Below are 25,402 nucleotides of genomic sequence, written 5' to 3'. Positions count from 1 at the left end.
CCTTGATGGTAGGTCCAGTCAGGTCAAGCGAGTCGTCCGGGTGGCCAACGCCCCCGCGACAACACCCCAGGCCACGAGCACTGCGACCGGGCCCACACCCGGCGCCGTGCCGTGCACCACAGAGGTCTCGAGCGCCTGGGCCAGCGCGGCGGACGGCAGCAGGTGCACGAACCCGACCGGCACCGACAGCGCCACACCGCCGACCATCAGCAGCACGAACCAGATGATGTTCGCCAGCGCCAGCACGACGTCGGCCCGCAGCGAGCCGCCCAGCAGCACACCCAGCGCGCCGAACGTCAGCGTGCCCAGGACGATCAGCAGCACCACCCACGGCAGGCCGCCCAGCGGGAAGCGCCAGCCCAGGAACAGCGCCGTGACCGCCAGCAACGCGATCTGCAGCGCGACCACGACCAGCGCGCCGCAGACGCGTCCGGCGACGAGCAGCCAGCGGGGCAGCGCCGAGGCCGAAAGCCGCTTCAGCACGCCGTACCGCCGGTCGAAGCCCAGCGCGATGGCCTGCCCGGTGAAGGCGCTCGAGATGATCGCCAGCGCGAAGATCCGCGCGGTGGCGGACCCGACCCGCGGCTCCGGCATGGGGATCACCGACATCAGGCTGAGCGCGATCAGCAACGCCAGCGGGATGATCACGGTGAGCAGGATCTGCTCGCCGTTGCGCAACGTCAGCATCGCCTCGGTGCGGGCGTGCACGAACAGCATGCGCGGCAGCGACCCGCGGCCGGGCGCGGGCGTGAAGGTGCCGGGAGCGAAGGTGGTCACGAGCGCAGCTCCCTGCCGGTCAGCTCCAGGAAAACGTCTTCGAGGCTGCGCTTGGCCACCGTCAGCTCCTCGGCCAGCACGCCCTGCTGCGCGCACCACGACGTGACGGTCGAGACGACCTGCGGGTCGATCAGGCCTTCCACGACGTAAGCGCCCCGCGTCACCTCGCGCACCTTCAACCCCTCGGGCAGCGCGGCGGACAGCAACGTGGTGTCGAGGCCGGGCCGGGCGCGGAACCGCAGCTGCTGGTCGTCCGGCCGGTTCGCGGTCAGCTCGGCGGGTGAGCCCTGCGCGACCACGCGGCCCTCGTCGATGATCACGACGTCGTCGGCCAGCGACTCGGCCTCGTCCATGAGGTGCGTCGTCAGGAGCACGGTCACGCCGTCGTCCTTGAGAGCGGCCACCAGGTCCCACACCAGACGGCGTGCCTGCGGGTCCATGCCCGCGGTCGGCTCGTCCAGGAACACGAGCTCGGGACGGCCGATCAACGCGCACGCGAGCGACAGCCGCTGCTGCTGGCCGCCGGAGAGCCTCTTGTACGGGGTGCGCACCGCGCCACCGAGCCCGAGGACGTCGATCAGCCACTTCGGGTCGTGCGGGTTCTTCGCGCACGCGGCCACGAGGTTCAGCATCTCCTCGGCGCGGATGCCGGGGTACCCGCCGCCGCCCTGCGGCATCACGCCGATGCGGGGCCGCAGCGCCTCGGTACCGGCCGGCAGCCCGAGCACGCGCACCGAGCCGTCGTCGGCGGAGCGGAAGCCCTCGCAGATCTCGACGGTCGTCGTCTTGCCCGCGCCGTTGGGCCCGAGCAGGGCGAGAACGGTGCCGGGCTGCTGAACGAGATCGAGGCCGTCGACGGCGGTCTTCGAGCCGTATCTCTTGACCAGCCCCGACACTTCCACCGCAGGCTGGGGATTCGGGCTCACGAGCACGCAGCCTAGGCGGTCGGGACGACCCGCACGCAGCTGGGTCATTCGGCCCGTTCTCAGAAACCGGGCCGAAAAAGGTGGGGCTAGCCCTACCCCGGCGACTCAGGGACACCTCAGGGTCCGCTCGGGGGAGTTCCCCATTGGTTGATCACGCCGTTCGCAAGAGACTTTTCCCGTGATCCAAGCGGGGGAGAAAAGACGGGGCCTGGTGGTCGGGGGACTGGTGTTCTCACTGGTTCCGATTTTCTACCTGCATGTGATGTCGGCAGGACAGCTCAACCCGGTCACCGACGTGATCAGCGACTACGTGTTCGTGGACAACGGCACGGGCTGGCTCGCGGCGACGTCTCTCAGCCTCGCGGCAATCTCGGCGTTGCTCGCCGTCAACCTGCGGGGTGTAGGCAGGTCAGCGCAGTGGCTGATCGGCCTCTGGTCGGCAGGGCTGACCGTGTCGACGATCTTCCCGACCGATCCGACGGGGGCACCGACGTCCATGTCGGGCTACATCCACCGGTACGCCGGCGCGGTCATGTTCATGGCGTTGCCCGCGGCGGGAGTGCTCATCGCCCGCAAATTTCCGGCCCTGCTCGGTGTCGCAATAACGGCGAGTGTCTCCAGTGCGGCTTTTCTGGTCAGCCACGTTTCCTTCGTCGGTTTCGAGGCACGCGGACTCACCGAACGAGTTTTGTTCGCATCCCTTTACGGACTCCTTTTCGCCATCGCGGCACTACAGGTGAGGCGCACCTCATGACCATGCTCGCCATCACGCTCGCCGTGTTCGGTGCCGTGTGCTTCGCCCTCGCGGCCCGCCTGCAGCACGACGCGATCGCCTTGACGGGGGCCCGCGCCGGTGTCCTGCGGCAGCCCCGGTGGCTCGGCGGGCTCGCGCTGCTCGTCGCCGGTGCCGGGGTGCACGCCGCCGCGCTGGGCATGGCGCCGTTGACCGTCGTGCAGCCGATCGGTGTGCTCGCGATCGGCATGACCGCGTTGATGGACCGCCGTTTCCGCGAGCTGCCGGCCATCCTGCTCACGACCGTGGGCGTCGGTGCGTTCGTGTTGCTCGCTTCGGGCAGTGCGACCGCGACCAAGGTCGTGCCGGACATCGAACTCACCGCCGGACTCGTGACTCTCGGCCTGATCGCGGTGCCGGGTGTGATCGCGGCCCTTACGTCGAACGCACGCGTTCGCGCTGTGGCGTTCGCATCAGCCGGTGGCGTCGCATACGGCTACGTGTCGGTGTTGATGCGCGCCGTGTCCCAGTCCGTGCAGCAAGGCGGTTTCGGGCTCTCGCACCTCGCGTCCGTGCTCGGCATCGCCCTCTCGCTCGCCGTCGGCGGCTGGCTGGTCCAGCACGCCTACGCCGGCGGGCCCCCTCATCTCGCCGTCGCCTGCCTGACCGTGGTGGACCCGCTGGTCGCGGTCGGCCTCGGCGCGTTCCTGCTCGGCGAAGCCGCGCACCTGTCTCCTTCGACCGGTGTCGCGCTGTTCGCCTGCGCTCTCGCCGCGGTTTGCGGCGTGTTCGCACTTGCTCGTCAACCTCGTGAAAACATCCGAACGGAGCTTCTCGTGAACACCTCCAGCGCGCTTCGCGTCGTCATCGCCGCCGACACGTTCCCGCCGGACGTCAACGGTGCCGCGCGATTCGCGCAGCGCCTGGCGGTCGGCCTCGCCGAGAAGGGCCACGACGTCCACGTCATCGCCCCGGACTCGCCCAGGGCCGCGGAGATCCCCGGTGTGACGGTCCACCGGCTCCGATCGCACCGGTTGCCGTTCTACCCGGACTTCCGCTTCTGCCTGCCGTGGCAGGCCTCCCGCGAGGCCGACGCGCTCGTCAAGGCGCTGAAGCCGGACGTCGTGCACGTGCAGGCGCACTTCGTGGTGGGCCGGTTCGTCCTGAACTCCGCCGTCGCCCAGGGCATCCCGACGCTCGCCACGAACCACTTCATGCCGGAGAACCTGTTCAGCCACGCCCACGTGCCGGCGTTCCTGCAGGGCATGGCCCGCAAGTTCGCCTACCGCGACCTGGCCCGCGTCTTCGGCCGCGCCGACGTGGTGACCGCGCCGACCCCGCGCGCCGTGCAGCTGTTGCACGACAGCGGTTTCCCGGCGGCCGCGGTGCCCGTGTCGTGCGGCATCGACATCGCCCGCTACCAGCGTTCCGTGACGCACAACGACCGGCCGACCGCGCTGTTCGTGGGACGGCTGGACGAGGAGAAGCGCGTCGACGAGTTCCTGCGCGCCCTGGCCCGCGTGCCCGGCGCGTTCGGCGAGATCGTCGGCGACGGCACCTGCAAGGCGGAGTGGGAGCTCCTGGCCCGCGACCTGGGCATCGCGGACCGCGTGCGCTTCCACGGGTTCGTCTCCGAGGACGACCTGCTCGACGCCTACGCCCGCTGCGACCTGTTCGTCATGCCCGGTGTCGCGGAACTGCAGAGCCTCGCCACGATGGAGGCGATGGCGGCGGGCAAGCCGGTGATCGCCGCGAACGCCATGGCGCTGCCGCACCTCGTGCACACCGGCCGCAACGGCTGGCTGTTCGAGCCGGGCGACGTGAACCAGCTGGCCCAGCGCCTGCACACGCTCGTGCACGACGCGCCGATGCGGGCGCGGATGGGCGCGGCCAGCAGCGAGATCATCTCGCACCACGCGCTGGCCACGACGCTGGAGCGCTTCGAGGCGCTGTACGCGCGGGCCATGGGTCAGAGGGCGCCGGTCAGCGCGCTGGCGGCCTGACCGCTCGGGGGAGTCGGGGGAGGCCACCGGCACGGTCGCGTCACGCGACCGTGCCGGTGGCCTGGTCGCGCGGCACGTCAGCCCTCGTCGGCGGAGAAGTCGGCGGACGCGCTGACCGCGGCCCACCTCCGCGTCTCGGCGGTGCGCAGGGCCTCCGCGGCGAGCACCGTCTCGACCGCGGCGGCACCCAGCACGAGGCGGCGCGGCGGTTCGTCCGAGGCGACGACGTCGAGGATCACCTGAGCCGCGCGGGCGGGGTCACCGGGCTGCCTGCCGTCGGTCTCGTCGCGGAAGCGGTTGATCGCCCCGACGGTCTCCTCGTAGTCGGGACCGACCTGGTGGCGCACCATCGACGAGCCCTGCCAGTCGGTGCGGAACGCTCCCGGCTCGACGATCACGACCCGGACGCCGAAGGGCGCCACCTCGTTCGCCAGCACCTCGGAGAAGCCCTCCACCGCGAACTTCGCGGTCTGGTAGGCGCCCATGCCCGGCGTGCCGCCCGCGCGCCCGCCGACGGACGAGAACTGCAGGAAGATGCCGGACCGCTGCCCGCGCAGCACCGGCAGCGCCGCACGGGTCACGTTCACGACGCCGAACAGGTTCGCCTCCACCTGCGCGCGGAAGTCGGCCTCGGTCATCTCCTCGATGGGCGCGCTGTTGGCGTAGCCGGCGTTGTTGACGACCACGTCGAGCGAGCCGAACGCCTCGACGGCCCGCTCGACCGCCCGGCGGGCGGCGTCCGCGTCGGTCACGTCCAGCGCGACCGCGCGCACCTGGTCGCCGTACCGCGCGACCAGGTCCTCGAGCTGTTCCGGGCGTCGTGCCGTCGCGACGACCCGGTCACCCGCCTTGGCGGCGGCCTCGGCCAGTTCGCGCCCGAAACCCCGCGACGCCCCGGTGATGAGCCACGTCCTCGACATCATCTGCTCCGATCTAAGTGTCACTTTCTATGACACTTATGACGCTGGAGGCAGCGCGGAAATGCCCGGGACGGGCATGGCCCTCGTCACAGGGGGTTCAGGCGCCGACGCCGTGCAGGAACGTCTCGACCACGAGCTCGGCGGCGGCGCCGGGCTTCAGCGCGGGCATCTCCTGCGCGACCGTGTGCAGCTGGGTCTGCAACGTCCGCAACGACCACCTGGCGGGCAACCCGGCCGCGACGACCCCCGCCTGCTCGGCGCGGCGCAGGAAGTCGTCGATCCGCGCGTCCAGCTCCTCACGCCGCCGCCGGATCGCCGGGTCGGCGACGGCGCGGATGTCGACGGGCCAGTCGCGGCTGAGCCGGATGCCGCCCTCGGCGAACGCGAGCAGCGCGTCGCGGACCGGCCGCTCGTCGGCGAAGGTCGCCTCGATCAACGACTCCAGCTCGTCCAGGCGGGCGCGGTAGACCGCGAGCAGCAGGTCCTCGCGCGAGTCGAAGCGCCGGTAGACGGTCCTCTTGTCCACGCCCGCCGCCTCGGCGACGTCGGCGATGCGCGCGTGGGGGTCCGCCGAGAACACCCGTGCCGCCGCGCGCAACACCGCCTGGACGTTGCGCGTCGCGTCGGCCCTCATGAGAGCTTCGCCTCGATCCGCCGCGCCACGGCCAGCCCAGCCGGGGAGAGCGTGAGCTCCGACGGGTGCTCGCCCTCGCCGTGGATGAGGAACCGGTACAGCGACGCGTGGCCCTCCAGCCGTTCGCGCAACGTCGCCGCGACGTCGCAGCCGGGCGGGTAGATCGCCGGGACGGCCTCGTCGACGAGCTGGTCGCGCAGCCGGCGGCGTTCGATGCGGGGCACGTACCAGGGCGTGATCAGCAGCAGCGTCAGGCCGAACGCCAGCGCCGTGCCGATCACCGCCTGCCAGCCCCAGCCGCGCGGCCCGATGACCAGCAGCACGTCCGCGACCACGAGGTAGCCGATGCCGTAGACCACGGCCCAGCCGGCGGTCGCGGCGGCGGGAGGCTCGGCGCGTTCCGTGCCCCACACCCCCTCGACGCGGCGCCAGCGCTGCAGCGACTTGCCCCCCGTCAGCGCCGTGCGCACGCCGAACGCTCCACAAAGGACCGATGCGGGGATCACCAGCCACGGCTTGGTGTGCAGCTCGAAGTGCCACACCGACCAGACCATCCCCGCCACCACCGACACCACCGCGGCCTGCTTCCAGCGCCGCTCGACGATCTGCCACGGCCGGAAGTCGGCCAGCACGGCGAGCGGTGTGCGGATCGGGGAGGGCAGCGAGCCGAGGACGAGCAACGCGGCGACCACGAACGCGACACCGGCCACCGTGATCGTGCCGGTCGTGACCTCCGCCGTGTCGTCGGGCAGCCTGTCGACGGCTATGGCCGCCAACGGGATCACGGGTGACAGCAGCACCAGGCCGTGCAGCATCGTGCCGCTGCGCAGTGCCGCGTAACCGAAGGCGCCGAGCAGGCTGGCCGCGCCGAGCGCCGCACCGGGACCGGCGGCCCACGGCGGCAGCATGCCGAACAACGCCATGACGACGAGCGCGCCGCCGACCGCGAGACCCAGCAGACCGAGGAACTGCGCGAGCCTGCCGCCGCGGGTCAGGCCGGTGATCGTCCAGTAGGGGAGCAGGGCGGCACCCCGCAGCACCCGCGTCACGGGCCTGACCGCGGCGAGCCCGGACCGTTCGGAGTCGGCGACCGTGACCGCCACGGCCGCGGCGGTGGCGGCCGTGCGGATCATCTGGTCCGACGCCGCCTCCTGGGTCAGCGGCTCCCGGCCGATGCCCGCGCGGTCGAACGCGGTCAGCGCCGACATGCCCAGCGTGACCGTGTGCTCGTGCGGATGCTCCAGGCGCCGCAACAGGTCCGCGTGCTCCTCCAGGAACAGCTCGCCCCGCGAACGCTTGTCCGCGCCGTCGCCGCGGTCGGCGATGATCGCGGCGCGCAGCCGGGGGAGCTCCTCGCAGATGATCCGCCAGTGCAGGCCCCACGCGGCGAGCTCGGCGAGCTTCAGCGACGACGGCGACAGCTCGTTCTCGGTCTCGTAGACGCCGGCGAGCTCCTTCCTGGCCTCCTCGGCGCACGCGGCGACCTGCACCGGCAGCTCCAGGCCGAACATCGCCGTGACGACCTGGTCGACGACGGCCTGCGCGCGTTCCTCCGCGGTGCGCTGGTCGCCCGCCGGCCGGCCCAGCAGGTCCATGCGCCGCAACCGCCGCGGGTCGAACAGCACGCGGCACAGCATCGTGGCGCCGTCCAGCCGGCCCCAGATCCAGTCGTTGACCCGCCACGACCGCTTGAGGAACCCGGAGAACCGCGACAGCGAGGCACCGCCCGCCTTGTCGTCGGCCGTGATCGACTGCTTCGCGAACGCGTTGCGCGTCTGCAGCGACACCTGCACCAGCTCGACCGGTGTGTCCATCCCGGCCGAGGCGTCGTCGGACAGGCACGTGCCGGCGACCTCCAGCGCGAGCAGGCGGCTCAGCCACCGCTCGCCGTCGTCGAGCCCGGCCTCGGACGCCACCGCGGGGGCGTCGAGCAGCGCGCGCCAGCAGACCAGCCCGCCGAGCTTCAGGCGGTGCTCGTCGAGCGCGGTGATCACCTGCTGCGCCGCGCCGGCGATCCGGCCGATCTCGGCCACCTGCGCCCTGACCTCCAGGCCGAGGTGCCCGTCGATCATGTGCTCGTGGTAGCTCGCGAGCCTGCCGGTCCAGTAGGTCTCGCCGAGCGAGCCGGACGGCTTCCAGTCGAACAGCTCGTCCCGCAGCCTGCGCAGTTCCGCGCGGACCCGGTGCAGTTCGCGGCGGGCCGCGGTGACCTCGTCGGCCTGCGCCTCCGGCACCACCCACACGATCCGCTTGAGCAGGTCGAGCACCGACGCCCCGAGGCGTTCGGCCATCGTGACGCCCCACTCCCAGCCCACGTCCTCGCGGCACACCACGCCCGGCAGCCGCACTCCCGGCACGTAGGGCAGGACGCCGTGCAGCGCCTTCCACTTGCGCTGCGCGGTCTCGGCGGCCCGGCGCGCCCGTTCGAACGACCAGTTCGCCGGGTTTCCCCCCGGCAGCGCGAACTGCTGCGCCGTCACCTGCCGTGCCGCGAGCCGGATCTCGACGTCCTCGTAGTGGCCGAAGAGCTTGTCCGCCAGCGAGTACACCTCGCCGACGACGTCCTCGCCGCCCGCGTGCAGCCGCTCCAGCAACGCCATCCGGCCGCCCCTGCTGCTGGCGGCGCGCCGGTTGTGCTCCTCGATCTTCTCGACGTAGGTCCGGCCCGCCTGGCTGGACATCGCGCCCAGCAGCCTGCCGCCGGACCCGACCGTCGTCAGCCCCTTGTCGAAGGTGTCCGCCACCGGCTCGGAGCCCAGCGGTTCGGCGTGCGGGAAGACCAGCAGCATCACCCGCCGCACCGGCCCGTCCGCCGGCATCCGGTCGATGGCCTCGAGGGCTTCCTTCGTCGGCGTGTTCACGAGGACACCGCCGTCGACCGCGAACCTGCTGCGGTCGCCGTCGGCGGCCCAGCTGGCGACGTCCGCCATGTCCGGGCGGCCCGGTGCGGCCTGGCCGCCGACCGGGATGAAGCTCGGCTCGAACGCGAACGGGAAGCTGGCGCTCGACCGCGCGGCCAGCGCGAGCTGCAGCACGCGGTCGTCGAGCGTCGCGGCCGCGAAGTCGTCCCTGGTCTCCTCGCTGACCCAGTTGTAGGGGTCGCGGCGGAACGAGAACGAGCCCTGGTGCACCGACTGGGTCAAGGGCTGGCCCAGGTCGTCGTAGGTCACCGTCGGGACGCCGCCGAGCAGCGTCGTGGTGATCCGCAGGTCGATCGGGCGCTCGTCGGGCCCGGTCGGCTCGAAGTCCGCGGTGAGCCGGGACAGCGCCTCCTGCAGCCGGGGCAGGAAGAACTCGTCACCCTGCAGCAGCGATCCCGGCTGGCCGCGGAACGGCGTGCGCAGCAGCTGCTCCATCCGCCCCTGCTCGGCCCAGAGATCGCGCAGCCTCGTCAGGTCGGCCTGCTTGTTGACCTGCGACAACGCCAGCGCGGCGCCGTTGATCCCGCCCGCGGACGTGCCCGCGATGACGTCGGCCCTCGCCGTGCAGCCGACCAGGTCCAGCAGTGGCTGGTACACCGATCCGGGCCTGGTCAGGCGGTCGAGCTCCAGCACGACGCCGCCCATCCAGACGGCGAGACTGACGCCACCGTTGAGCACGACGGCGAACCGGACCTCTTCCCGCGACATGGGTTGCTCGGACATGCCACGTCACCCCCTCCGGCGACGATCTTCCCCTGCTGGTTCCTCGTTCGCCGGAGGTTCGGGGTTACCGCCCGCCGGAGCGTCAGACGTGCCCGCCCCCGGCGGGATCGGACCTCAGGAACGGCCCGACCCGCTTGCGCGCGATCAGCACGCAGATCGCGAACGTGATCACGGCGCCCGCGACCGCCTGCGGCACGGTGTAGGCGCGCCCGTCGAACGCGGACCCGGTCGGCGGCAGGATGATCGCGATGATCGCCGACGTCACCATGGCGAACATCCGGAACTTCGGCCCGACCACGGCCGTGGCCAGCGGGATCGCCGCCCACAGCACGTACCAGGGCTGCAGCACCGGCCCGAGCACCAGGATCGCGCCGAGGGCCGCGCCCAGGCCGTTCATCGCCTTGATCCGGCCCTTGAAGCTGCGCCACAGCAGCCCGACCGTGATCACGACGGACACGGCCTGCCCGAGCAGCCGGGTCAGCGAGATCATCGCCTCGGTGTGGTTGCCGAGGCTGAGCATGATGCCGGTGCCGGCACCGAGGAACCCGAGCGCGGTCGGCGGCGACATCCACGACTTCACGGTCGACGCGACGTTCAGCGTCTCGACCCAGCCGAAGCCGAACCCGGTGCCCAGGCAGATCACCACCACCCCGACCGCGGCTATGACGGCCATGATCCCGGCCACGGCGGCCAGGTGCTTGAGCTGCCCGCCGAGCTTGCGCGCCACCATCACACCGAGGAACCCGAGCGCGGCCATCGCGGGGATCTTCACCATCGCCCCGCACACGATGACCCCGGCACCGAGCGTGATCCAGGTCCACTTCAGCGGTTCCAGCCCGCGCATCGCGAGCTCCAGGCCGACCAGCATCAGGCCGAGCGCCAGGCCGTCGTTGTGCACGCCGATGACGATGTGGAACAGCACCAGCGGGTTCAGCGCGCCCAGCCACAGCGCGCCGACCGGCGGCACCCCGAACCGGGCCGCGAGCCGCGGCAGCGCCCACACGATCATCCCCAGGCCGACCAGCACCAGCAGCCGGTGCACGAACACCCCGGACACCACGTGGTCGCCGGTCAGCATCGCGGTCAACCGGCCGAACGCGAGGAACAACGGCCCGTACGGCGCCGGCGTCTCCCGCCAGATGTTCGGCACACCGCGCGTGAGCACGTGGTCGACGCCCAGCGCGTTCGCGGGCCCCAGCTCGTACGGGTCGAGCCCGCGCGCCGCGATCTCGCTCTGCGCGAGGTAGGAGTACACGTCGCGGGAGAACATGGGCACGCAGAAGACCAGCGGAACGGTCCACATCAGCAGCGTGCGGTCCATCTGGCCGCGCGAGATCAGCCGCGGCCGGCCGGGCTTCACGAACCGGCCCAGCGCGAGCCAGGCCGACACGATCATGAAGATGCCGGTCCAGACGACCCCCATCGCGACACTGGGCATCCTCGAGAAGAGCCCGAGGACCGGCACGCCGTAGAGCGGCGAGTAGATGGGCGCCGCGCCGCCGCCGAGCGAGCCGACGGTCAGCAGCAACGCGCCGATGGTGCCCCAGCGGCGGACGATGTCCAGCTGGCGACGCTCCCGACCGTTCAGAAGGTCGCTCTCCGGAGTGATGGCTCCGCCGTTCGTGGACATGTCAGGAGAGTATCGAGCCACGTTCAGCCGTGAGTCAGGTCACCCTGTGACCGCGATCTTTGCGACCTCCGGCTAAATACGCAACACTGGTGTTGTGAAAAACGCCGAGACCCATCTTGACGCCGTGCCGCAGCACGACGGCAGGACTCGGCGTGCTGTCGCCCGGCTCCTCCTGGAGCAGGGCCCGGTCACCGCGGCGGGTATCGCCGAGGAACTGGGCATCAGCCCCACGGCCGTGCGTCGTCACATAGACGCGCTGCTCGCGGACGGCGAGGCGACGACGAGGGACGCACCGCGGCAGACCCAACGTGGCCGTGGCCGTCCCGCGAAGCTCTTCCTGCTGACTGATGCCGGACGCGCCCGGTTCGGCCACGCCTACGACGACCTCGCGGTCGCCGCGATCAGGTTCCTCGCCCAATCGGGTGGGGAAGAGGCTGTGCGCGCTTTCGCGCAGAGCCGTGTCGACGCACTGGTGGACCGGCATCGTTCAGCGATCGTGGCCCAGGTCACGCCCGCCGAACGGGCGAAGGCCCTCGCAGCCGCGTTGACCAGGGAGGGTTACGCTGCGGCGGCGCGAAACGTGGGTACGGGCGAGCAGTTGTGCCAGCACCACTGCCCGGTCGCCCACGTCGCCGCCGAGTTCCCCCAGCTGTGCGAGACCGAGACGGAGACGTTCGCGAACCTCCTCGGAACCCACGTGCAGCGCCTCGCGACGATCGCCCGCGGCCACGCCGTGTGCACGACGCACATCCCGAACATTTCACGGATCCCAGATGATGGAGGGGAGCCCGCATGACTGCCGCTGCCGAGCAGCGCACGCCCACCACGGTGCAGTCTCCGCTCACGCAGGAAGAGACGATTGCGTCTCTCGGCAACTACGAGTTCGGCTGGGCCGACTCGGACACTGCCGGCGCGAGCGCCCGCCGAGGAATCAACGAGGACGTCGTCCGCGACATCTCGGCGAAGAAGAGCGAGCCCGAGTGGATGCTCGAGTACCGGTTGAAGGCGCTCAAGCTCTTCGACCTCAAGCCGATGCCGAACTGGGGCGCTGACCTCTCTGGGATCGACTTCGACTCGATCAAGTACTTCGTGCGTTCGACCGAGAAGCAGGCCACCTCCTGGGAGGACCTGCCCGAGGACATCAAGAACACCTACGACCGCCTGGGCATCCCGGAGGCGGAGAAGCAGCGCCTCGTCGCGGGTGTCGCCGCCCAGTACGAGTCCGAGGTCGTCTACCACCAGATCCGCGAGGACCTGGAGCAGCAGGGTGTCATCTTCGTCGACACCGACTCGGGCCTGCGCGACTACCCGGAGCTCTTCAAGGAGTACTTCGGCTCGGTCATCCCGGCCGGGGACAACAAGTTCTCCGCGCTGAACTCCGCGACCTGGTCCGGCGGCTCGTTCATCTACGTGCCGAAGGGCGTGCACGTGGACATCCCGCTGCAGGCCTACTTCCGGATCAACACCGAGAACATGGGCCAGTTCGAGCGCACGCTGATCATCGTCGACGAGGGTGCCTACGTGCACTACGTCGAGGGTTGCACCGCGCCGATCTACTCCTCGGACTCGCTGCACTCGGCCGTGGTCGAGATCATCGTGAAGAAGGGCGGCCGCTGCCGCTACACGACGATCCAGAACTGGTCGAACAACGTCTACAACCTGGTCACCAAGCGCGCCAAGGCCGAAGAGGGCGCGACCATGGAGTGGGTCGACGGCAACATCGGCTCCAAGGTGACCATGAAGTACCCGGCCGTCTTCCTGATGGGCGAGCACGCCAAGGGCGAGGTCCTCTCGATCGCGTTCGCGGGCGAGGGCCAGCACCAGGACGCCGGCGCCAAGATGGTCCACATGGCCCCGCACACCTCCTCGACCATCGTGTCGAAGTCGGTGGCGCGTGGCGGTGGCCGCACGTCGTACCGCGGCCTGGTCCAGGTCAACAAGCGGGCGCACCACTCGAAGTCCACGGTGAAGTGCGACGCGCTGCTGGTCGACACCATCAGCCGCTCGGACACCTACCCGTACGTCGACGTCCGCGAGGACGACGTGCAGATGGGTCACGAGGCCACGGTCTCGAAGGTCTCCGAGGACCAGCTGTTCTACCTGATGTCGCGCGGCCTCAACGAGGACGAGGCCATGGCGATGATCGTGCGCGGGTTCGTCGAGCCCATCGCGCGCGAGCTCCCCATGGAGTACGCCCTCGAGCTGAACCGCCTGATCGAACTGCAGATGGAAGGGGCCGTCGGCTGACATGGCCGCCCTGTCGACTCAACCTCACTCCCACGGAGCCGTCGTTCCGGTCTCCTCGCGCGCGGAGCACTTCACGTCCTACGACGTGGACGCGTTCGAGGTGCCGGGCGGCCGTGAGGAGATCTGGCGCTTCACGCCTCTCAAGCGTCTTGCCGGTCTGCACTCCGGCGCTGCGGCAACGGGTACCGCTGCCGTCGAGGTGAACGCCGCTTCCGGTGTCACCGTCGAGACGGTCGGTCGTGACGACGACCGCCTCGGCAAGGCCGGCGTCCCCGGTGACCGCGTCGCGGCGCAGGCCTACTCCTCGTTCGAGCAGGCCACGATCGTGACGCTGCCCGGTGACGCGAAGACCGAGCCGACCACCGTCACGGTGACCGGCGCGGGCTCCGGCACCGTCGCCTACGGCCACCTCCAGATCAAGGCCTCGCAGTTCGCCGAGGGCACCGTGATCCTGGACTTCCGCGGTTCCGGCGCGTACGCGGACAACGTCGAGTTCCTCGTCGCGGACGGCGCTCACCTCACGGTGATCACCATCCACGACTGGGCCGACGACGCCGTGCACGTCTCGCAGCACCACGTGAAGCTCGGCCGCGACGCCACCATCAAGCACACCGTGGTCACGCTCGGCGGCGACGTCGTGCGTGTGACGCCGGTCGTGCAGTACGCGGGCCGCGGTGGTGACGCGGAGCTGTTCGGTCTGTACTTCGCGGACGCGGGCCAGCACCAGGAGCACCGGCCGTTCATCGACCACGGGCAGCCCAACTGCCGCAGCAACGTCGTCTACAAGGGCGCGCTGCAGGGCGAGGGCGCGCATGCGGTGTGGATCGGTGACGTGCTCATCCGCGTCGCCGCCGAGGGCACCGAGACGTTCGAGCTGAACCGGAACCTGATCCTGACCGACGGCGCGCGTGCTGACTCGGTGCCGAACCTGGAGATCGAGACCGGCGAGATCGAGGGCGCGGGCCACGCCAGCGCCACCGGCCGGTTCGACGACGAGCAGCTGTTCTACCTGCAGGCGCGCGGCATCCCGGAGGACCAGGCGCGGCGTCTCGTCGTGCGCGGCTTCTTCCAGGAGCTGATCGCGAAGATCGCCGTTCCCGAGGTGCGCGAGCGCCTCGAGGCCGCCATCGAGGCAGAGCTCGAGGCGGTCGGCACGTGATTCGAGTGTGTGCACTGTCCGAACTGGACGACCGCAAGCCGTTCGCCGCCAGTGTCGACGACGTCGACGTCGTGCTGGTGCGCAGCGGCGAGCGGGTGCACGCCCTCGCGGATCTGTGCTCGCACGCCGCGGTGTCGCTGAGCGAGGGCGAGGTCTCCCGCAAGGGGATCGAGTGCTGGTTGCACGGGTCGTGCTTCGACCTGGAGACCGGCGCGCCCTCCTCGCCGCCCGCCAGCGAACCGGTCGACGTCTACGCCGTCGACATCCGTGACGGCGACGTCTTCGTCGATGTCACCGTCACCACGAACTGACTGACTTCTAGCTACACCACCAGGAGAACGGCAAGTCATGGCCACCCTTGAGATCAAGGACCTGCACGTCTCGGTCGTCAGCGAGGACGCTCCCAAGGAGATCCTCAAGGGCGTCGACCTGACGATCAAGGCCGGCGAGACGCACGCCATCATGGGCCCCAACGGCTCCGGCAAGTCCACGCTGTCCTACGCGATCGCCGGGCACCCGAAGTACACGATCACCTCGGGCACCGTCACGCTCGACGGTGAGGACGTCCTCGAGATGTCCGTCGACGAGCGCGCCCGCGCGGGTCTCTTCCTCGCCATGCAGTACCCGGTCGAGGTCCCCGGCGTCTCGATGTCGAACTTCCTGCGCACCGCCGCCACCGCCGTCCGCGGCGAGGCCCCGAACCTCCGCCACTGGGTGAAGGAGGTCAAGGGTGCGATGGCAGACCTCGACATCGACCCGGCGTTCGCCGAGCGTTCGGTGAACGAGGGCTTCTCCGGCGGTGAGAAGAAGCGCCACGAGATCCTGCAGCTGGGCCTGCTCCAGCCGAAGGTCGCGATCCTCGACGAGACCGACTCCGGTCTCGACGTCGACGCCCTGCGCGTCGTGTCCGAGGGCGTCAACCGCTACAAGGCCTCCGGTGAGGTCGGCGTCATGCTGATCACGCACTACACCCGGATCCTCAAGTACATCCAGCCCGACTTCGTGCACGTCTTCGCGAACGGCCGGATCGTCGAGTCCGGTGGCCGCGAGCTCGCCGACGTGCTCGAGTCCGAGGGTTACGTGAAGTACACCGGCAAGACGGAAGCCGCAGCACTGTCCTGACGTTGAAGGTGTTGAGAGGAGGCGCTGTGACCACCACCGCAGCACCACTGGACGTAACCGCCCTCAGGGCGGACTTCCCCATCCTGTCTCGCACCGTTCGTGACGGGAAGCGCCTGGTCTACCTGGACTCCGGCGCCACCTCGCAACGCCCGACGCAGGTTCTGGACGCGGAAAAAGCATTCCTGCAGCAGCACAACGCCGCTGTGCACAGGGGAGCCCACCAGCTCGCGGAGGAAGCGACCGACGCGTACGAGGGTGCGCGTCAGCGCATCGCGGACTTCGTCGGCGCCGACTTCGGCGAGCTGGTGTTCACCAAGAACGCCACCGAGGGGTTCAACCTCGTGGCGTACGCGATGGGCAACGCCGCGACCTCGGGTCCCGAGGCCGCGCGCTTCGTCGTGGGTCCCGGCGACGAGATCGTCGTGACCGAGATGGAGCACCACGCGAACCTCGTTCCGTGGCAGCAGCTCGCCTCCCGCACGGGCGCGACGCTGAAGTGGTTCACGCTCACCCAGGACGGTCGTCTCGACCTGTCCGACGTGGACAGCGTGATCACGCCGCGCACCAAGGTCGTCGCGTTCACGCACCAGTCGAACGTGACCGGCGTGATCAACCCGGTCGACGTGCTCGTCGCGGCGGCCCGGAAGGTCGGCGCGCTGACGGTGCTGGACGCGTGCCAGTCCGTTCCGCACAGCCCGGTCGACTTCCACGCGCTCGGCGTCGACTTCGCGTCGTTCTCCGGCCACAAGATGCTCGGCCCGTCCGGCATCGGTGTCCTCTACGGACGTCGTGAGCTGCTGGAGGCGTTGCCCCCCTTCATCACCGGCGGTTCGATGATCGAGCTGGTGAAGATGGAGGGCTCGTCGTTCGCGCCGCCGCCGCAGCGCTTCGAGGCCGGTTCGCCGATGACGTCCCAGGCCGTCGGCCTGGGTGCCGCGGTGGACTACCTCAGCGTCGTCGGCATGGAGCGGGTCAACGCTCACGAGCACGCGCTGACCGTCGCCGCGCTGGAAGGTCTGTCGGGCATCAAGGGTGTCCGCCTGATCGGCCCGCAGGACGCGGTCGCCAGGGGCGGCGCCGTGCCGTTCGAGATCGAGGGCGTCCACCCGCACGACGCCGGCCAGGTGCTCGACAGCCTGGGCATCGCCGTGCGCGTCGGCCACCACTGCGCGTGGCCGCTGCACCGCTGCCTGAACGCCCAGTCGTCGGTGCGCGCGTCGTTCTACCTGTACAACACGCTGGACGAGGTCGACGCACTGGTCGACGGCGTCCGCGAGGCGCAGAAGTTCTTCGGGGTGGCCTGATGCAGCTCCAGCAGATGTACCAGGAGATCATCCTGGACCACTACAAGAACCCGCACGGCCGAGGCCTGCGCGACCCGTTCGACGCGGAGTCGTTCCAGGTCAACCCGACCTGCGGTGACGAGGTGACGCTCCGGGTCCACGTCGTCGACGACGTGGTGAAGGACGTCTCCTACGACGGCCAGGGCTGCTCGATCAGCCAGGCCTCGACGTCGGTGTTGACCGACCTCGTCGTGGGCAAGCCGGTGGGCGAGGCGTTCAAGAAGATGGACGCGTTCGTCGAGCTGATGCAGAGCCGCGGCCAGATCGAGCCCGACGAGGACGTCCTGGAAGACGGCATCGCCTTCGCCGGAGTCTCGAAGTACCCGGCGCGCGTGAAGTGCGCGCTGCTGGGCTGGATGGCCTTCAAAGACGCAGTAGCACGAAGCCAGGGAGCAGCATGAGCACCGAAGAAGTCGTCCGGGGAGCCGAAGGCATGCCGGTCTTCGAGCCCAAAGCTGACGTCGCCGCGCTGGACGACCTCGAAGAGGCGATGCGCGACGTCGTGGACCCGGAGCTCGGCATCAACGTCGTCGACCTCGGGCTCGTCTACGACATCCACGTCGACGAGAAGAACGTCGCCACCATCGACATGACGCTCACGTCCGCGGCCTGTCCGCTGACCGACGTCATCGAGGACCAGACCCGCGCGGCCCTCACCGGCGGTGCGGGAGGCGGCCTCGTGTCGGACTTCCGCATCAACTGGGTGTGGATGCCGCCGTGGGGCCCGGAGAAGATCACCGACGACGGCCGCGAGCAGCTGCGCGCGCTGGGCTTCACCGTCTGAGGTTTCCCATTTGTTGGAACGGCGCGCATCCACTGGGTGCGCGCCGTTTGCTTGCGTAGAATTAAATGCGTTGCGAGCGTGCGAGACGGTCGCATAGCTTGGTCCCATCACGAACGACAGAGATCAACCGGAGGAAGACATGCTTGCCAAGACTCAGCTCGCGGGATGGCGAATTCTCGCCCTCGTCGCCAGCGGTCTGCTGGCGGTGGCGTGGGGCTCCACGCCATGACCTGATCCCCAGGTCATGACCTCGGAGCCGCCCACGGAGAAACGTGGGCGGTTTTCTTTTTGCCACCCCGAATGCCGATGAGCTTCGGAAGCGGAACGGATTCCAAACCCGTTTCCCGAGGGTTCGACTCCTTCCATCGGTGCTGCTCGAAAACAATGCGGTCGTGGTGAACTCGGCGGACACGTCGGTCTTCCAAACCGAAGCAGGGGGTTCGATGCCCCCCGGCCGCTCGCCGTACAGGTGGATCTAGCCCAACTGGCAGAGGCACATGGTTGAGGGCCATGACAGTCGGGGTTCGACTCCCCGGATCCGCACGCCCCGGTAGCCCAACGGAAGAGGCAACGCGCTCAGAACGCGTCCAGTGCAGGTTCGAATCCTGCCTGGGGCACCACACAACTGAATCAGGGGGACGCGCCGGCGCGCAGGTGATCCTTGCAAGATCGCCCTGGAGGGTTCGACACCCTCGTCTTCCACCGTCCCGTAGCTCAGCCCGGTGAGAGCGTCCGTCTGATACGCGGCAGGTCCCAGGTTCAAGTCCTGGCGGGACGACCACCGTCTGGTAGCTCAGCGGAAGAGCATCTGCCTTACAAGCAGAGGGTCCCAGGTTCGAACCCTGGCCGGACGACCACCGTACAAAGGAACCGTGGATCACAGCAGCAGAGCGCTCTCCGGCGCAGGCGCCCTCTTCTTCGACGAAGCAGGGCGCCTCCTGCTCGTGGTCGACTGGGCACCGCACGACGGCGACGACCGCGTCCTGTTCATCTTCGAAGGCGGCCTGCTCACTGCGGGCGACCACATCCGTCTGCAAGCCGAGGAGCTCAGGTCGTACGAGTTCGTGCCTCGTCCCAAGCCGGGGAACGCCTGATCCCCAGGCTCGCGGAAGCGGTGCGAGCAAGGGAATCAGGCGAGACCCGCTATCTGGAGCACGGCAGGTCGCCTCAGGCGTAGACCCGTTCGACGAACGCCGCCAGCTTGTCCTCCGGCAGGTGCCTCGCGAGGTCCGCCTCGGACACCATGCCGACCAGCCGGTGGTCCTCGATGACCGGCAGGCGCCGGATCTGGTGCGCACCCATGGTCTCGAGCACGTGGTCCAGCGGGTCCTCCGCGTCGACCCAGTGGACGTGGCCGCCGAACTCGCCGGCGCGGGTCGTCGCGAGGTCCAGTCCCTCGGCCACGGCCCTGATCACGATGTCGCGGTCGGTGATGATCCCGTGCAGCCGGTCGTCCTTGCCGCAGATCGGCAGGGAACCGACGTCGAGGTCCCGCATCATGCGGGCGGCCTCGACGAGGCTCGCGTCCTCGGCCACGCACTGCACTCCGGGGTGCATGATGTCGCGCGCTGTCGTCACAACCTCCTCCTTCCGGCCTTTCACCCAGCATCCGCCCACCTCGGCCACCCCGCAGTTCAGTCTGCTGAACGGCGTAGAGGCAACGCTGCGAACGGCCCAAAGTGCTACTCTCTGTGTTCCTAAGGCTACGCAGTTGCCGTCTCCGGGGGCCGTCATGAGGCTGTTGGCGCGCCGGCGCCTCAAGCTCGGATTCTCGGCCGGCACACCGCGGTTGCGGGGCGCCACGTGCCGGCGTTGACGTACCTCCACCGCCTGGAGCCTCCGTTCGGCGCGTACTACGCGTGCGCCGCCTCCTGGGGTGCCTGCTACGCGACGAGGTTCGACCTCGCCGTGGTGATCGCGGTGCTCGCGAACTTCGTCGCGATCGTCTCCGGCAATCCCCTCAACGCCTACGCCGACGTCCGCCACGACGCCCACACCGCCGGCAAACGTCATCTGGCGCAGGCGGTCCGGGAGATCGGTGCGCGGAGGGTCCTCGCGCTGGCGATCTTCGAGATGATCTTCGCCCTCGCGCTGGCCGTCGTCGTGTCGTGGAAGGTCGCGATCGGTGTCGGGCTGGTCCTGGTGCTGTACCTGGCCTACAACCTCGAACCGATCAGGCTGAAGCGGCGCGGGTACGCCGGTCCGGTGGCGCTCGCGATGGCCGCCAGCCTGCTGCCGAGCGTGACGGCCTACGCGGCGGCCGGGGGACAGGCCGAACCGGCGGTGTGGCTGGTGTTCTCCGGGGTCGCCACCCTCGCCGCCGGCCGGGCGCTCTGGTGGGCCGTTCCCGACCGGGCCGGCGACGCCCGAGCCGGGTCGCGGACCCCGGCCGTCCTGTACGGCACGCGGCACGCCGTCAACGCGACCGTTCAGCTGACCGTCGGCGGTCTGCTGTTGATCGGCGGCGGGCTGTGGTTCCGGTTCGGCCCGTCCTGGGCGGCTGTCGGCGTCGTGGCGTGCTCGGCGTTCCTGCTCGCGCGAGACCTGCCGACAGCGCGTCAGCAGCTGAGCCACGGCATGTCCACGGCCGTCGTGTCGACGATCGTGCTGGCCGCGATTCCTTTGCTCGCCTAGGGATCGCGCGCGAGACCGCGTACCCCGCGGAAGTTCTCCGGACCGCTCACCCGGCTCAGACCGGCGAGGTCTGCGCCACCAGGAACCGCACCACGTCGTCCATCCTGCCGCGCCGCGCGAACGCCCGGCGCTGCCGCACCGCCCCCGTGCCGTCGAGCAGCAACCTGTCGATCGCGGTGGTCACCATCTCGTGGTCACCGGAGAACTCCAGCGCCGGCCTGATCCACCGCAGCAGTGACGCGACGATCGACGACGCGGGCGTGGGCGCGCCGGTCACCGGGTCGATGCCGAAGCCCTCCAGGCCGTCGCGCGCGGCCCGCCACATCGCGACCTTCAGCAGGTGCGGCGGCGGGTTCACCGGCGCGGCACCGGAAGTCAGTGCGGTGGCGGCGATTCCACGCACCAGCGCGGCCATCAGCACGGCCTCCTCGACCGTCGGCGCGACGTCGGAGACCCGCAACTCCAGCGTGGGGTGACGGGCGGAGAGCCGGACGTCCCAGTAGAGCATCCCGGCGTCCATCGCCGCGCCGCTCGCCACGATCTCCTCCCGTGCCGCGTAGTACTCGGCCGCGGAGTCGAAGTGCGGCGGCGCACCCGAAGTGGGCCAGCGATTCCACACCACGTACCGCCAGCTCGCGTACCCCGTGTCGCCGTAGAGCCAGTACGGCGAGTTCGCGCCCAGCGCCAGCAACGTCGGCAGCCACGGCCGCAGGTGGTTGCTCACGAAGATCTTCGACTCGTCGTCGGGCAGGCCGACGTGCACGTGACAGCCGCAGATCGCGAGGTCGTTGGTGAGCGCGCCCATCTCCTGCGCCATCCGGTGGTAGCGCGGGGAGTCCGTCAGCGGCGTCGGCATCGTGAGGCCCAGCACGGGCGTCCCGGTCGCGGCCAGTCTCGCGTCGTGACGCGCGGCCCGTTCGATCAACGCCCGGCGCGCGGTGGTCAGCTGCTCGCGCAGCACGGCCATGTCCGTGCAGATGCCGCTGGCCGATTCCACCTGGTATTGCGCGATTTCCGGCTGCAGGTCCACCTCGAACCGGTCCGCGCCCGCCAGGACTTCGTTGGCACGGTTGGCCAAATGGCCCGAGGAGGCTTCGACGAGGACGAATTCCTCTTCCACGCCAACGGTGAGGAGGCCGTCGATGCTTCTGCGCTGCGCGGGAACCGTCTGAGTTCTGCTGCCGACCTGCACGCCGAACCTCCTGTGCACTGAGTAGCGCTCTCGATGCTATGAGTGATCAGAGCGCCGCACAGGAGGCGTTTGGTTGTACTTGTTAACTCACCGCGCGTTGCGCGACACCACGCAGCACATCACGTCGTTCGGTGCCCGGCCGGCCCATGACCCAGCTGGACCCGGTGAGCGACTTCGCGTGCTCCTTGACTGGCGCCAGCAAGCGCGACACCTCGCGATACGACCCCACTGATCCCGGGGCACAGATAAGGGTCGCAAGAGAGAGGGTGACGTGTCGTCCCTCTGCCGTGTACGGCTTGTCCAGCAAACGAGCACTCAGCGGCACCGTCTCGTCGAGCCCCGCGAGGAGGAGGAAGTCGTCACCACCGACGTGCCCGACCTGCGTGCCGGGGAACGCGTGCGCGAGATCCGCGAGGTCGTGCCCGATCTCGCGGATCAGATCGTCACCCGCCGCGAACCCGACCGTGTCGTTGACCAGCTTGAAGCTGTCGACGTCCAGCCAGGAGATCGCGAAGATCTCGCCGAGCTCGATGCGCCTGTCCACTTCCTTCGCCACCGCGTCGCTACCGGGAAGGCGCGTCAGCGGACTCAGCGCCGCGGCCTGCTCCACCTTCAGTTCGGCGACACCGCGCACAACGTCGGCCACGCGCACAACACCCATGCACCGCTCGTTGTGGTCCACGACGATGAGGTCGTCGTTCGTGCGCTCACGGTTCGCACCCGTCACCACGTCCAGAAGGTCAAGCGCCGACGCCTCGGTGCCGATCACGTGTGGCTTGTCCGCGAGCCGTGCGGCTTCTCTCTTGGCGTGCAGGGCGTGCCCGTACGGACCGGTCACCGCGAGCAGGAACCGGTTGCGGTCCACCGACCACTTCGGGCGGCCCTCGTCGTCCACGAGGACGACACCCGTGACCGAAGGCTGCGAGGCCAGCACCTCGCGCACTTCCTCGCTCGTGGCGTTCTCGGGCAGCACCGTGGCGGGGTGCAGGAACGCCGTGATCCGGGGACCCGTGTTGCTGCGCCGGATCTCGCCGGTCTCCGTGACCGCCTCGGGCGCGATGCGGGCGTTCACCGCCGGCCGCCGCTGCGGAGGCGCGAGGAACTTGCCCTGCGCGTACCCCACCCCCAGCTTGCGCAGGTAGGTCAGTTCCGCCTCGGTCTCCACGCCCTCGGCCACGACCTGGCCGCCCGTGTACTCGCCGAGGTGCACCAGCGACTTCACCAGCGCGCCCCGCGCGGCGTCGCCGGGCAGCGAACGGACGATCTCGCGGTCGAGCTTCACGTAGTCCGGCGAGGCGCTGGTCAGCAGACCGAGCGGCACGTCGCCCTCGCCCACGCAGTCGAGCGCGATGCGAAAACCGTTGTTCCGCAGCGTCTGCATCCCCCGTGCCAGGCGGCCGCGGTTGGCACGGGAGTACGGCTCGCCGATCTCGATGACGATGCTGTCCGGCGACCGGCCCGCGTCCCGCAGAGCACCGTAGAGAGGGCTCATCACCTCTGGCTTGTCCGCGACCGTGATCGCGAGCAGGTTCACGTGCAACGGCAGCAGCAGGTCGAAGTCGGCCGCGGACCGGATCGCGCGGCAGGCGAGTCCGACGTCGGCGTTGGCCAGCAGGCCCGCCCGGAAGGCGGCCTGGAGCAGATCCTGCACGCTGCCGTCGTGCGGGCGGGCCAGAGCCTCGATCGCGACGACGCCCCCGGTGTTCAGGTTGAACAGCGGCTGGAAGGCGAACCTGACGTCATCCAGCAATGCGGGCACGTACCGATCGTGCCGGTGCGAACGAGCGCCTCCAAGCGGGTTCACCAGCTGTTCACGAGGTTGGCGACCATTTGCCACGCCGGCGCTGCGTTCGGTGACACGGCGTTCACGCTGGGAGTTCAGCGCGGAAGTTTCCACCTGAGGCGGCCTGGAGCCGTGCGGAACAACGCGAGCATGGCGGCCGCTGTTCCTTTGACGTCCTCACGACTGGACAGGTACGCGCGCTGGTGTTCCGTGTCGAGCCGGAAGAACACCTCGAAGAAGTCCAGCGTCTCCTCCGGGCTGAGGCGGAGGAGCGCTTCGAGGCCTCTCATGCGCATGGCGTGCACGATGCGCGCCTTCCTCGGCCAGATGACGTGCCGGGGGTCCTCGTTCGCCCTGACCGCCGCGGCGACCCGCGGCGCGAGCTGCAGCGAGGTGGCGACGCTGTAGCCGGTGGCGGGGTGGATGAAGCCGGCCGCGGCGCCGAACGCGTTGCCCCCGGCCCTCGGCGCGTCGAGGGGGAAGCGCACGCGCTCCTCCTCCGCACCCGGCGCGAGGCGAGCGTGCAGGCGTTCGCGAAGCTCCTGCAGCGGCATGCCCGGCCGGGCCGCCAGGCAGGTCTCCTCAACCAACACGCGGTTGGCGCCCAGAGGGACCGTGTAGAGGAACGTGTCGCCGTTGCCGCGCCAGTCCATCAACGTGGTCTCGGTGCTGTCGGACTCGATGACCGTGCCCACGGCCGTTTGCTCGGCACGGCCCTTGCGCGCACCTGTCGCGTTGAACGTGTAGCGCGCCGGCTCCGGCCGTTGCAGCACCTCGACCGTGTCGGGCAGTTCGTGGAGCTTGGCGTTGTCCAACACGACGTAGGTGCGCTGGATCTGGTGCTCCTCGCGCGCGTACGCACGGACAGTGGTGCTCACCGCCCTGGTCGGTGTGCCGGGCGGGAGCTCGTCGGCCCACGCGCCGTACGTCGCCGTCCAGGGACGATCCGGACGGCGGTCCACTATCGCTGTGTGGAGGCCTTCATGCGCACACGCCCGTGCGAGCGCACGGCCAGCCGGACCTCCGCCAATCACCACCACGTCGAACGTCACGAGGTCCATGATTGACCTTGTGGCCAAGACCTACCGTCAGCACCTCCTCCGTCGTGTCGGCAACATCGTCATCAGCCGCGCCGTCGCGCTCGGCGTCGCGCCCTCCTACTACGTGCTGCTGACCATCCGCGGCCGGCGCAGTGGAGCTGAGCGCACGATTCCCATTCGCCTGATGTCGCATGACGGCAAGGAGTGGCTCGTCGCGCCGTACGGCGTTCGCGACTGGGTGCACAACGCACGCGCGGCCGGTTCGGCGGTCCTGCGAAGGGGACGTAGGTCACGTCAAGTCGTTTTGAACGAGGTTTCCGCGGCCGTTGCCGCGCCCGTGCTGGCCGCTTATGTGCGCAAAGAGCCCGTGACTAGGCCTTTCTTCGACGCACGGGTCGGCGACCCCGTCTCCGCGTTCGAGGCGGAGGCAGACCGCCATCCGGTGTTCGCGGTGACGAACTCGCAGGTCAACGGTGGTGCGGGCGCTTAGGTGACCCCCCGATTTGGAGATCGAAAGTGCCCCGTGTAATGTTCTCCAAGTCAGAGCGACACGGGCCGGGAAACAAGCCGGAACGGGCCTGACCACAAAGCCGGAAGACAAAGAGCCTCTCAGAGGCCGATTTGACACCGGCGAGCAACACCAAATAAGCTTTGAAACACAGCCCCGGAAGTAAGTCAGCGAAAAGCTGATGTGACTGCGGTGTGCGCGTGTTCTTTGAGAACTCAACAGCGTGCCGAAACACAGCCAGTAATATATGAATTACCTCCTCGTCGAGGTAGTTCCTTTGAGGCAAGACTAGATTGATGCCAGACATATTCCGTCTGGAGCGA

Annotated in this window: 23 protein-coding genes and 5 tRNA genes; 18 read left to right on the top strand and 10 right to left on the bottom strand. The window is 69.6% G+C overall.

Going from position 1 to position 25,402, the window contains the following annotated elements:
* Nucleotides 1–18 precede the first annotated feature (18 nt).
* On the bottom strand, nt 19–777 hold the full coding sequence (locus ORI60_RS29675) for an ABC transporter permease (protein WP_416234507.1): 759 nt from the start codon (nt 775–777) through the stop codon (nt 19–21).
* A complete protein-coding gene (locus ORI60_RS29670) occupies nt 774–1,679 on the bottom strand; it encodes an ABC transporter ATP-binding protein (protein ID WP_266041470.1) in 906 nt (301 codons plus the stop codon). Before ORI60_RS29670 ends, ORI60_RS29675 begins: the two co-directional genes overlap by 4 nt.
* A 202-nt stretch (nt 1,680–1,881) precedes the next feature.
* Between ORI60_RS29670 and ORI60_RS29665 the strand changes: the two genes are divergently transcribed.
* Nucleotides 1,882–2,457, top strand: coding sequence for a DUF998 domain-containing protein (locus ORI60_RS29665; RefSeq protein WP_266041298.1), 576 nt, complete (start codon nt 1,882–1,884; stop codon nt 2,455–2,457).
* Nucleotides 2,454–4,439 carry a glycosyltransferase gene (locus ORI60_RS29660; protein WP_266041297.1) on the top strand — a complete coding sequence of 662 codons (1,986 nt, stop codon included), beginning with the start codon at nt 2,454–2,456 and terminating at the stop codon, nt 4,437–4,439. Before ORI60_RS29665 ends, ORI60_RS29660 begins: the two co-directional genes overlap by 4 nt.
* A gap of 77 nt (nt 4,440–4,516) precedes the next feature.
* Here ORI60_RS29660 and ORI60_RS29655 read toward each other — a convergent pair whose 3' ends face one another.
* The 4 genes from ORI60_RS29655 to mptB all read right to left on the bottom strand — a co-directional run bounded on the left by ORI60_RS29655 (nt 4,517) and on the right by mptB (nt 11,267).
* Nucleotides 4,517–5,359, bottom strand: a complete 843-nt coding sequence (locus tag ORI60_RS29655; RefSeq protein WP_266041296.1) for an oxidoreductase — start codon at nt 5,357–5,359, stop codon at nt 4,517–4,519.
* A 97-nt stretch (nt 5,360–5,456) separates the two neighbouring features.
* Nucleotides 5,457–5,993: a TetR/AcrR family transcriptional regulator gene (locus tag ORI60_RS29650; protein WP_266041295.1), complete on the bottom strand. Its 537-nt coding sequence runs from the start codon at nt 5,991–5,993 to the stop codon at nt 5,457–5,459.
* Nucleotides 5,990–9,637 (bottom strand): patatin-like protein, encoded by a 3,648-nt coding sequence (locus ORI60_RS29645; protein ID WP_266041294.1) that lies wholly within the window; start codon nt 9,635–9,637, stop codon nt 5,990–5,992. Before ORI60_RS29645 ends, ORI60_RS29650 begins: the two co-directional genes overlap by 4 nt.
* 82 nt (nt 9,638–9,719) lie before the next feature.
* Entirely contained in the window at nt 9,720–11,267 is a 1,548-nt protein-coding gene (gene mptB, locus ORI60_RS29640; protein WP_266041293.1) for a polyprenol phosphomannose-dependent alpha 1,6 mannosyltransferase MptB, read from the bottom strand.
* A 94-nt stretch (nt 11,268–11,361) separates the two neighbouring features.
* Between mptB and ORI60_RS29635 the strand changes: the two genes are divergently transcribed.
* From ORI60_RS29635 to ORI60_RS29570, 14 genes are all read left to right on the top strand, one after another.
* Nucleotides 11,362–12,063 (top strand): helix-turn-helix transcriptional regulator, encoded by a 702-nt coding sequence (locus ORI60_RS29635; protein WP_266041292.1) that lies wholly within the window; start codon nt 11,362–11,364, stop codon nt 12,061–12,063.
* Nucleotides 12,060–13,514, top strand: a complete 1,455-nt coding sequence (sufB, locus tag ORI60_RS29630) for a Fe-S cluster assembly protein SufB (RefSeq protein WP_266041291.1) — start codon at nt 12,060–12,062, stop codon at nt 13,512–13,514. The genes ORI60_RS29635 and sufB overlap by 4 nt, the downstream gene beginning before the upstream one ends.
* Nucleotide 13,515: 1 nt before the next feature.
* Nucleotides 13,516–14,673: a Fe-S cluster assembly protein SufD gene (gene sufD / locus ORI60_RS29625; RefSeq protein WP_266041290.1), complete on the top strand. Its 1,158-nt coding sequence runs from the start codon at nt 13,516–13,518 to the stop codon at nt 14,671–14,673.
* Complete coding sequence (locus ORI60_RS29620) at nt 14,670–14,984, top strand: non-heme iron oxygenase ferredoxin subunit (protein WP_266041289.1); 315 nt, start codon at nt 14,670–14,672, stop codon at nt 14,982–14,984. The genes sufD and ORI60_RS29620 overlap by 4 nt, the downstream gene beginning before the upstream one ends.
* A 37-nt stretch (nt 14,985–15,021) precedes the next feature.
* Nucleotides 15,022–15,795 carry a Fe-S cluster assembly ATPase SufC gene (gene sufC, locus ORI60_RS29615; RefSeq protein ID WP_266041288.1) on the top strand — a complete coding sequence of 258 codons (774 nt, stop codon included), beginning with the start codon at nt 15,022–15,024 and terminating at the stop codon, nt 15,793–15,795.
* A 26-nt stretch (nt 15,796–15,821) separates the two neighbouring features.
* Nucleotides 15,822–17,099 (top strand): cysteine desulfurase, encoded by a 1,278-nt coding sequence (locus tag ORI60_RS29610; RefSeq protein WP_266041287.1) that lies wholly within the window; start codon nt 15,822–15,824, stop codon nt 17,097–17,099.
* On the top strand, nt 17,099–17,539 hold the full coding sequence (sufU, locus tag ORI60_RS29605; RefSeq protein WP_266041286.1) for a Fe-S cluster assembly sulfur transfer protein SufU: 441 nt from the start codon (nt 17,099–17,101) through the stop codon (nt 17,537–17,539). The genes ORI60_RS29610 and sufU overlap by 1 nt, the downstream gene beginning before the upstream one ends.
* Entirely contained in the window at nt 17,536–17,922 is a 387-nt protein-coding gene (locus ORI60_RS29600; RefSeq protein ID WP_266041285.1) for a metal-sulfur cluster assembly factor, read from the top strand. Before sufU ends, ORI60_RS29600 begins: the two co-directional genes overlap by 4 nt.
* A gap of 386 nt (nt 17,923–18,308) precedes the next feature.
* Nucleotides 18,309–18,381 (top strand) — tRNA-Gly (locus ORI60_RS29595).
* A 10-nt stretch (nt 18,382–18,391) separates the two neighbouring features.
* A tRNA-Leu gene (locus ORI60_RS29590) sits at nt 18,392–18,465 on the top strand.
* 1 nt (nt 18,466) lies between these two features.
* Nucleotides 18,467–18,542: transfer RNA gene (locus ORI60_RS29585), tRNA-Leu, on the top strand.
* 83 nt (nt 18,543–18,625) lie between these two features.
* Nucleotides 18,626–18,703 (top strand) — tRNA-Ile (locus ORI60_RS29580).
* 1 nt (nt 18,704) lies between these two features.
* A tRNA-Val gene (locus ORI60_RS29575) sits at nt 18,705–18,779 on the top strand.
* 15 nt (nt 18,780–18,794) lie between these two features.
* On the top strand, nt 18,795–19,016 hold the full coding sequence (locus ORI60_RS29570) for a hypothetical protein (protein ID WP_266041284.1): 222 nt from the start codon (nt 18,795–18,797) through the stop codon (nt 19,014–19,016).
* Between the two features lie 73 nt (nt 19,017–19,089).
* Here ORI60_RS29570 and ORI60_RS29565 read toward each other — a convergent pair whose 3' ends face one another.
* A complete protein-coding gene (locus ORI60_RS29565) occupies nt 19,090–19,500 on the bottom strand; it encodes a CBS domain-containing protein (RefSeq protein WP_266041283.1) in 411 nt (136 codons plus the stop codon).
* A 225-nt stretch (nt 19,501–19,725) separates the two neighbouring features.
* Here ORI60_RS29565 and ORI60_RS29560 point away from each other — a divergent pair, with 225 nt between their 5' ends.
* Nucleotides 19,726–20,556: a UbiA prenyltransferase family protein gene (locus ORI60_RS29560; protein WP_266041282.1), complete on the top strand. Its 831-nt coding sequence runs from the start codon at nt 19,726–19,728 to the stop codon at nt 20,554–20,556.
* Nucleotides 20,557–20,611: 55 nt separating this feature from the next.
* Here ORI60_RS29560 and ORI60_RS29555 read toward each other — a convergent pair whose 3' ends face one another.
* From ORI60_RS29555 to ORI60_RS29545, 3 genes are all read right to left on the bottom strand, one after another.
* The gene (locus ORI60_RS29555) at nt 20,612–21,748 is read right to left on the bottom strand and encodes a carboxylate-amine ligase (protein WP_266041281.1); all 1,137 of its coding nucleotides are present in this window, start codon (nt 21,746–21,748) and stop codon (nt 20,612–20,614) included.
* An 82-nt stretch (nt 21,749–21,830) separates the two neighbouring features.
* Nucleotides 21,831–23,507: a GGDEF domain-containing protein gene (locus ORI60_RS29550; RefSeq protein ID WP_266041280.1), complete on the bottom strand. Its 1,677-nt coding sequence runs from the start codon at nt 23,505–23,507 to the stop codon at nt 21,831–21,833.
* 119 nt (nt 23,508–23,626) lie between these two features.
* The gene (locus ORI60_RS29545) at nt 23,627–24,592 is read right to left on the bottom strand and encodes a lycopene cyclase family protein (RefSeq protein ID WP_266041279.1); all 966 of its coding nucleotides are present in this window, start codon (nt 24,590–24,592) and stop codon (nt 23,627–23,629) included.
* A 10-nt stretch (nt 24,593–24,602) separates the two neighbouring features.
* Between ORI60_RS29545 and ORI60_RS29540 the strand changes: the two genes are divergently transcribed.
* Entirely contained in the window at nt 24,603–25,061 is a 459-nt protein-coding gene (locus ORI60_RS29540) for a nitroreductase family deazaflavin-dependent oxidoreductase (protein WP_266041278.1), read from the top strand.
* The last annotated feature ends 341 nt before the right edge of the window (nt 25,062–25,402 follow it).

Source organism: Lentzea sp. NEAU-D7, from assembly GCF_026242055.1.
Taxonomy (GTDB): Bacteria; Actinomycetota; Actinomycetes; order Mycobacteriales; family Pseudonocardiaceae; genus Lentzea.
This window is presented reverse-complemented; position numbering and strand designations above follow the sequence as displayed.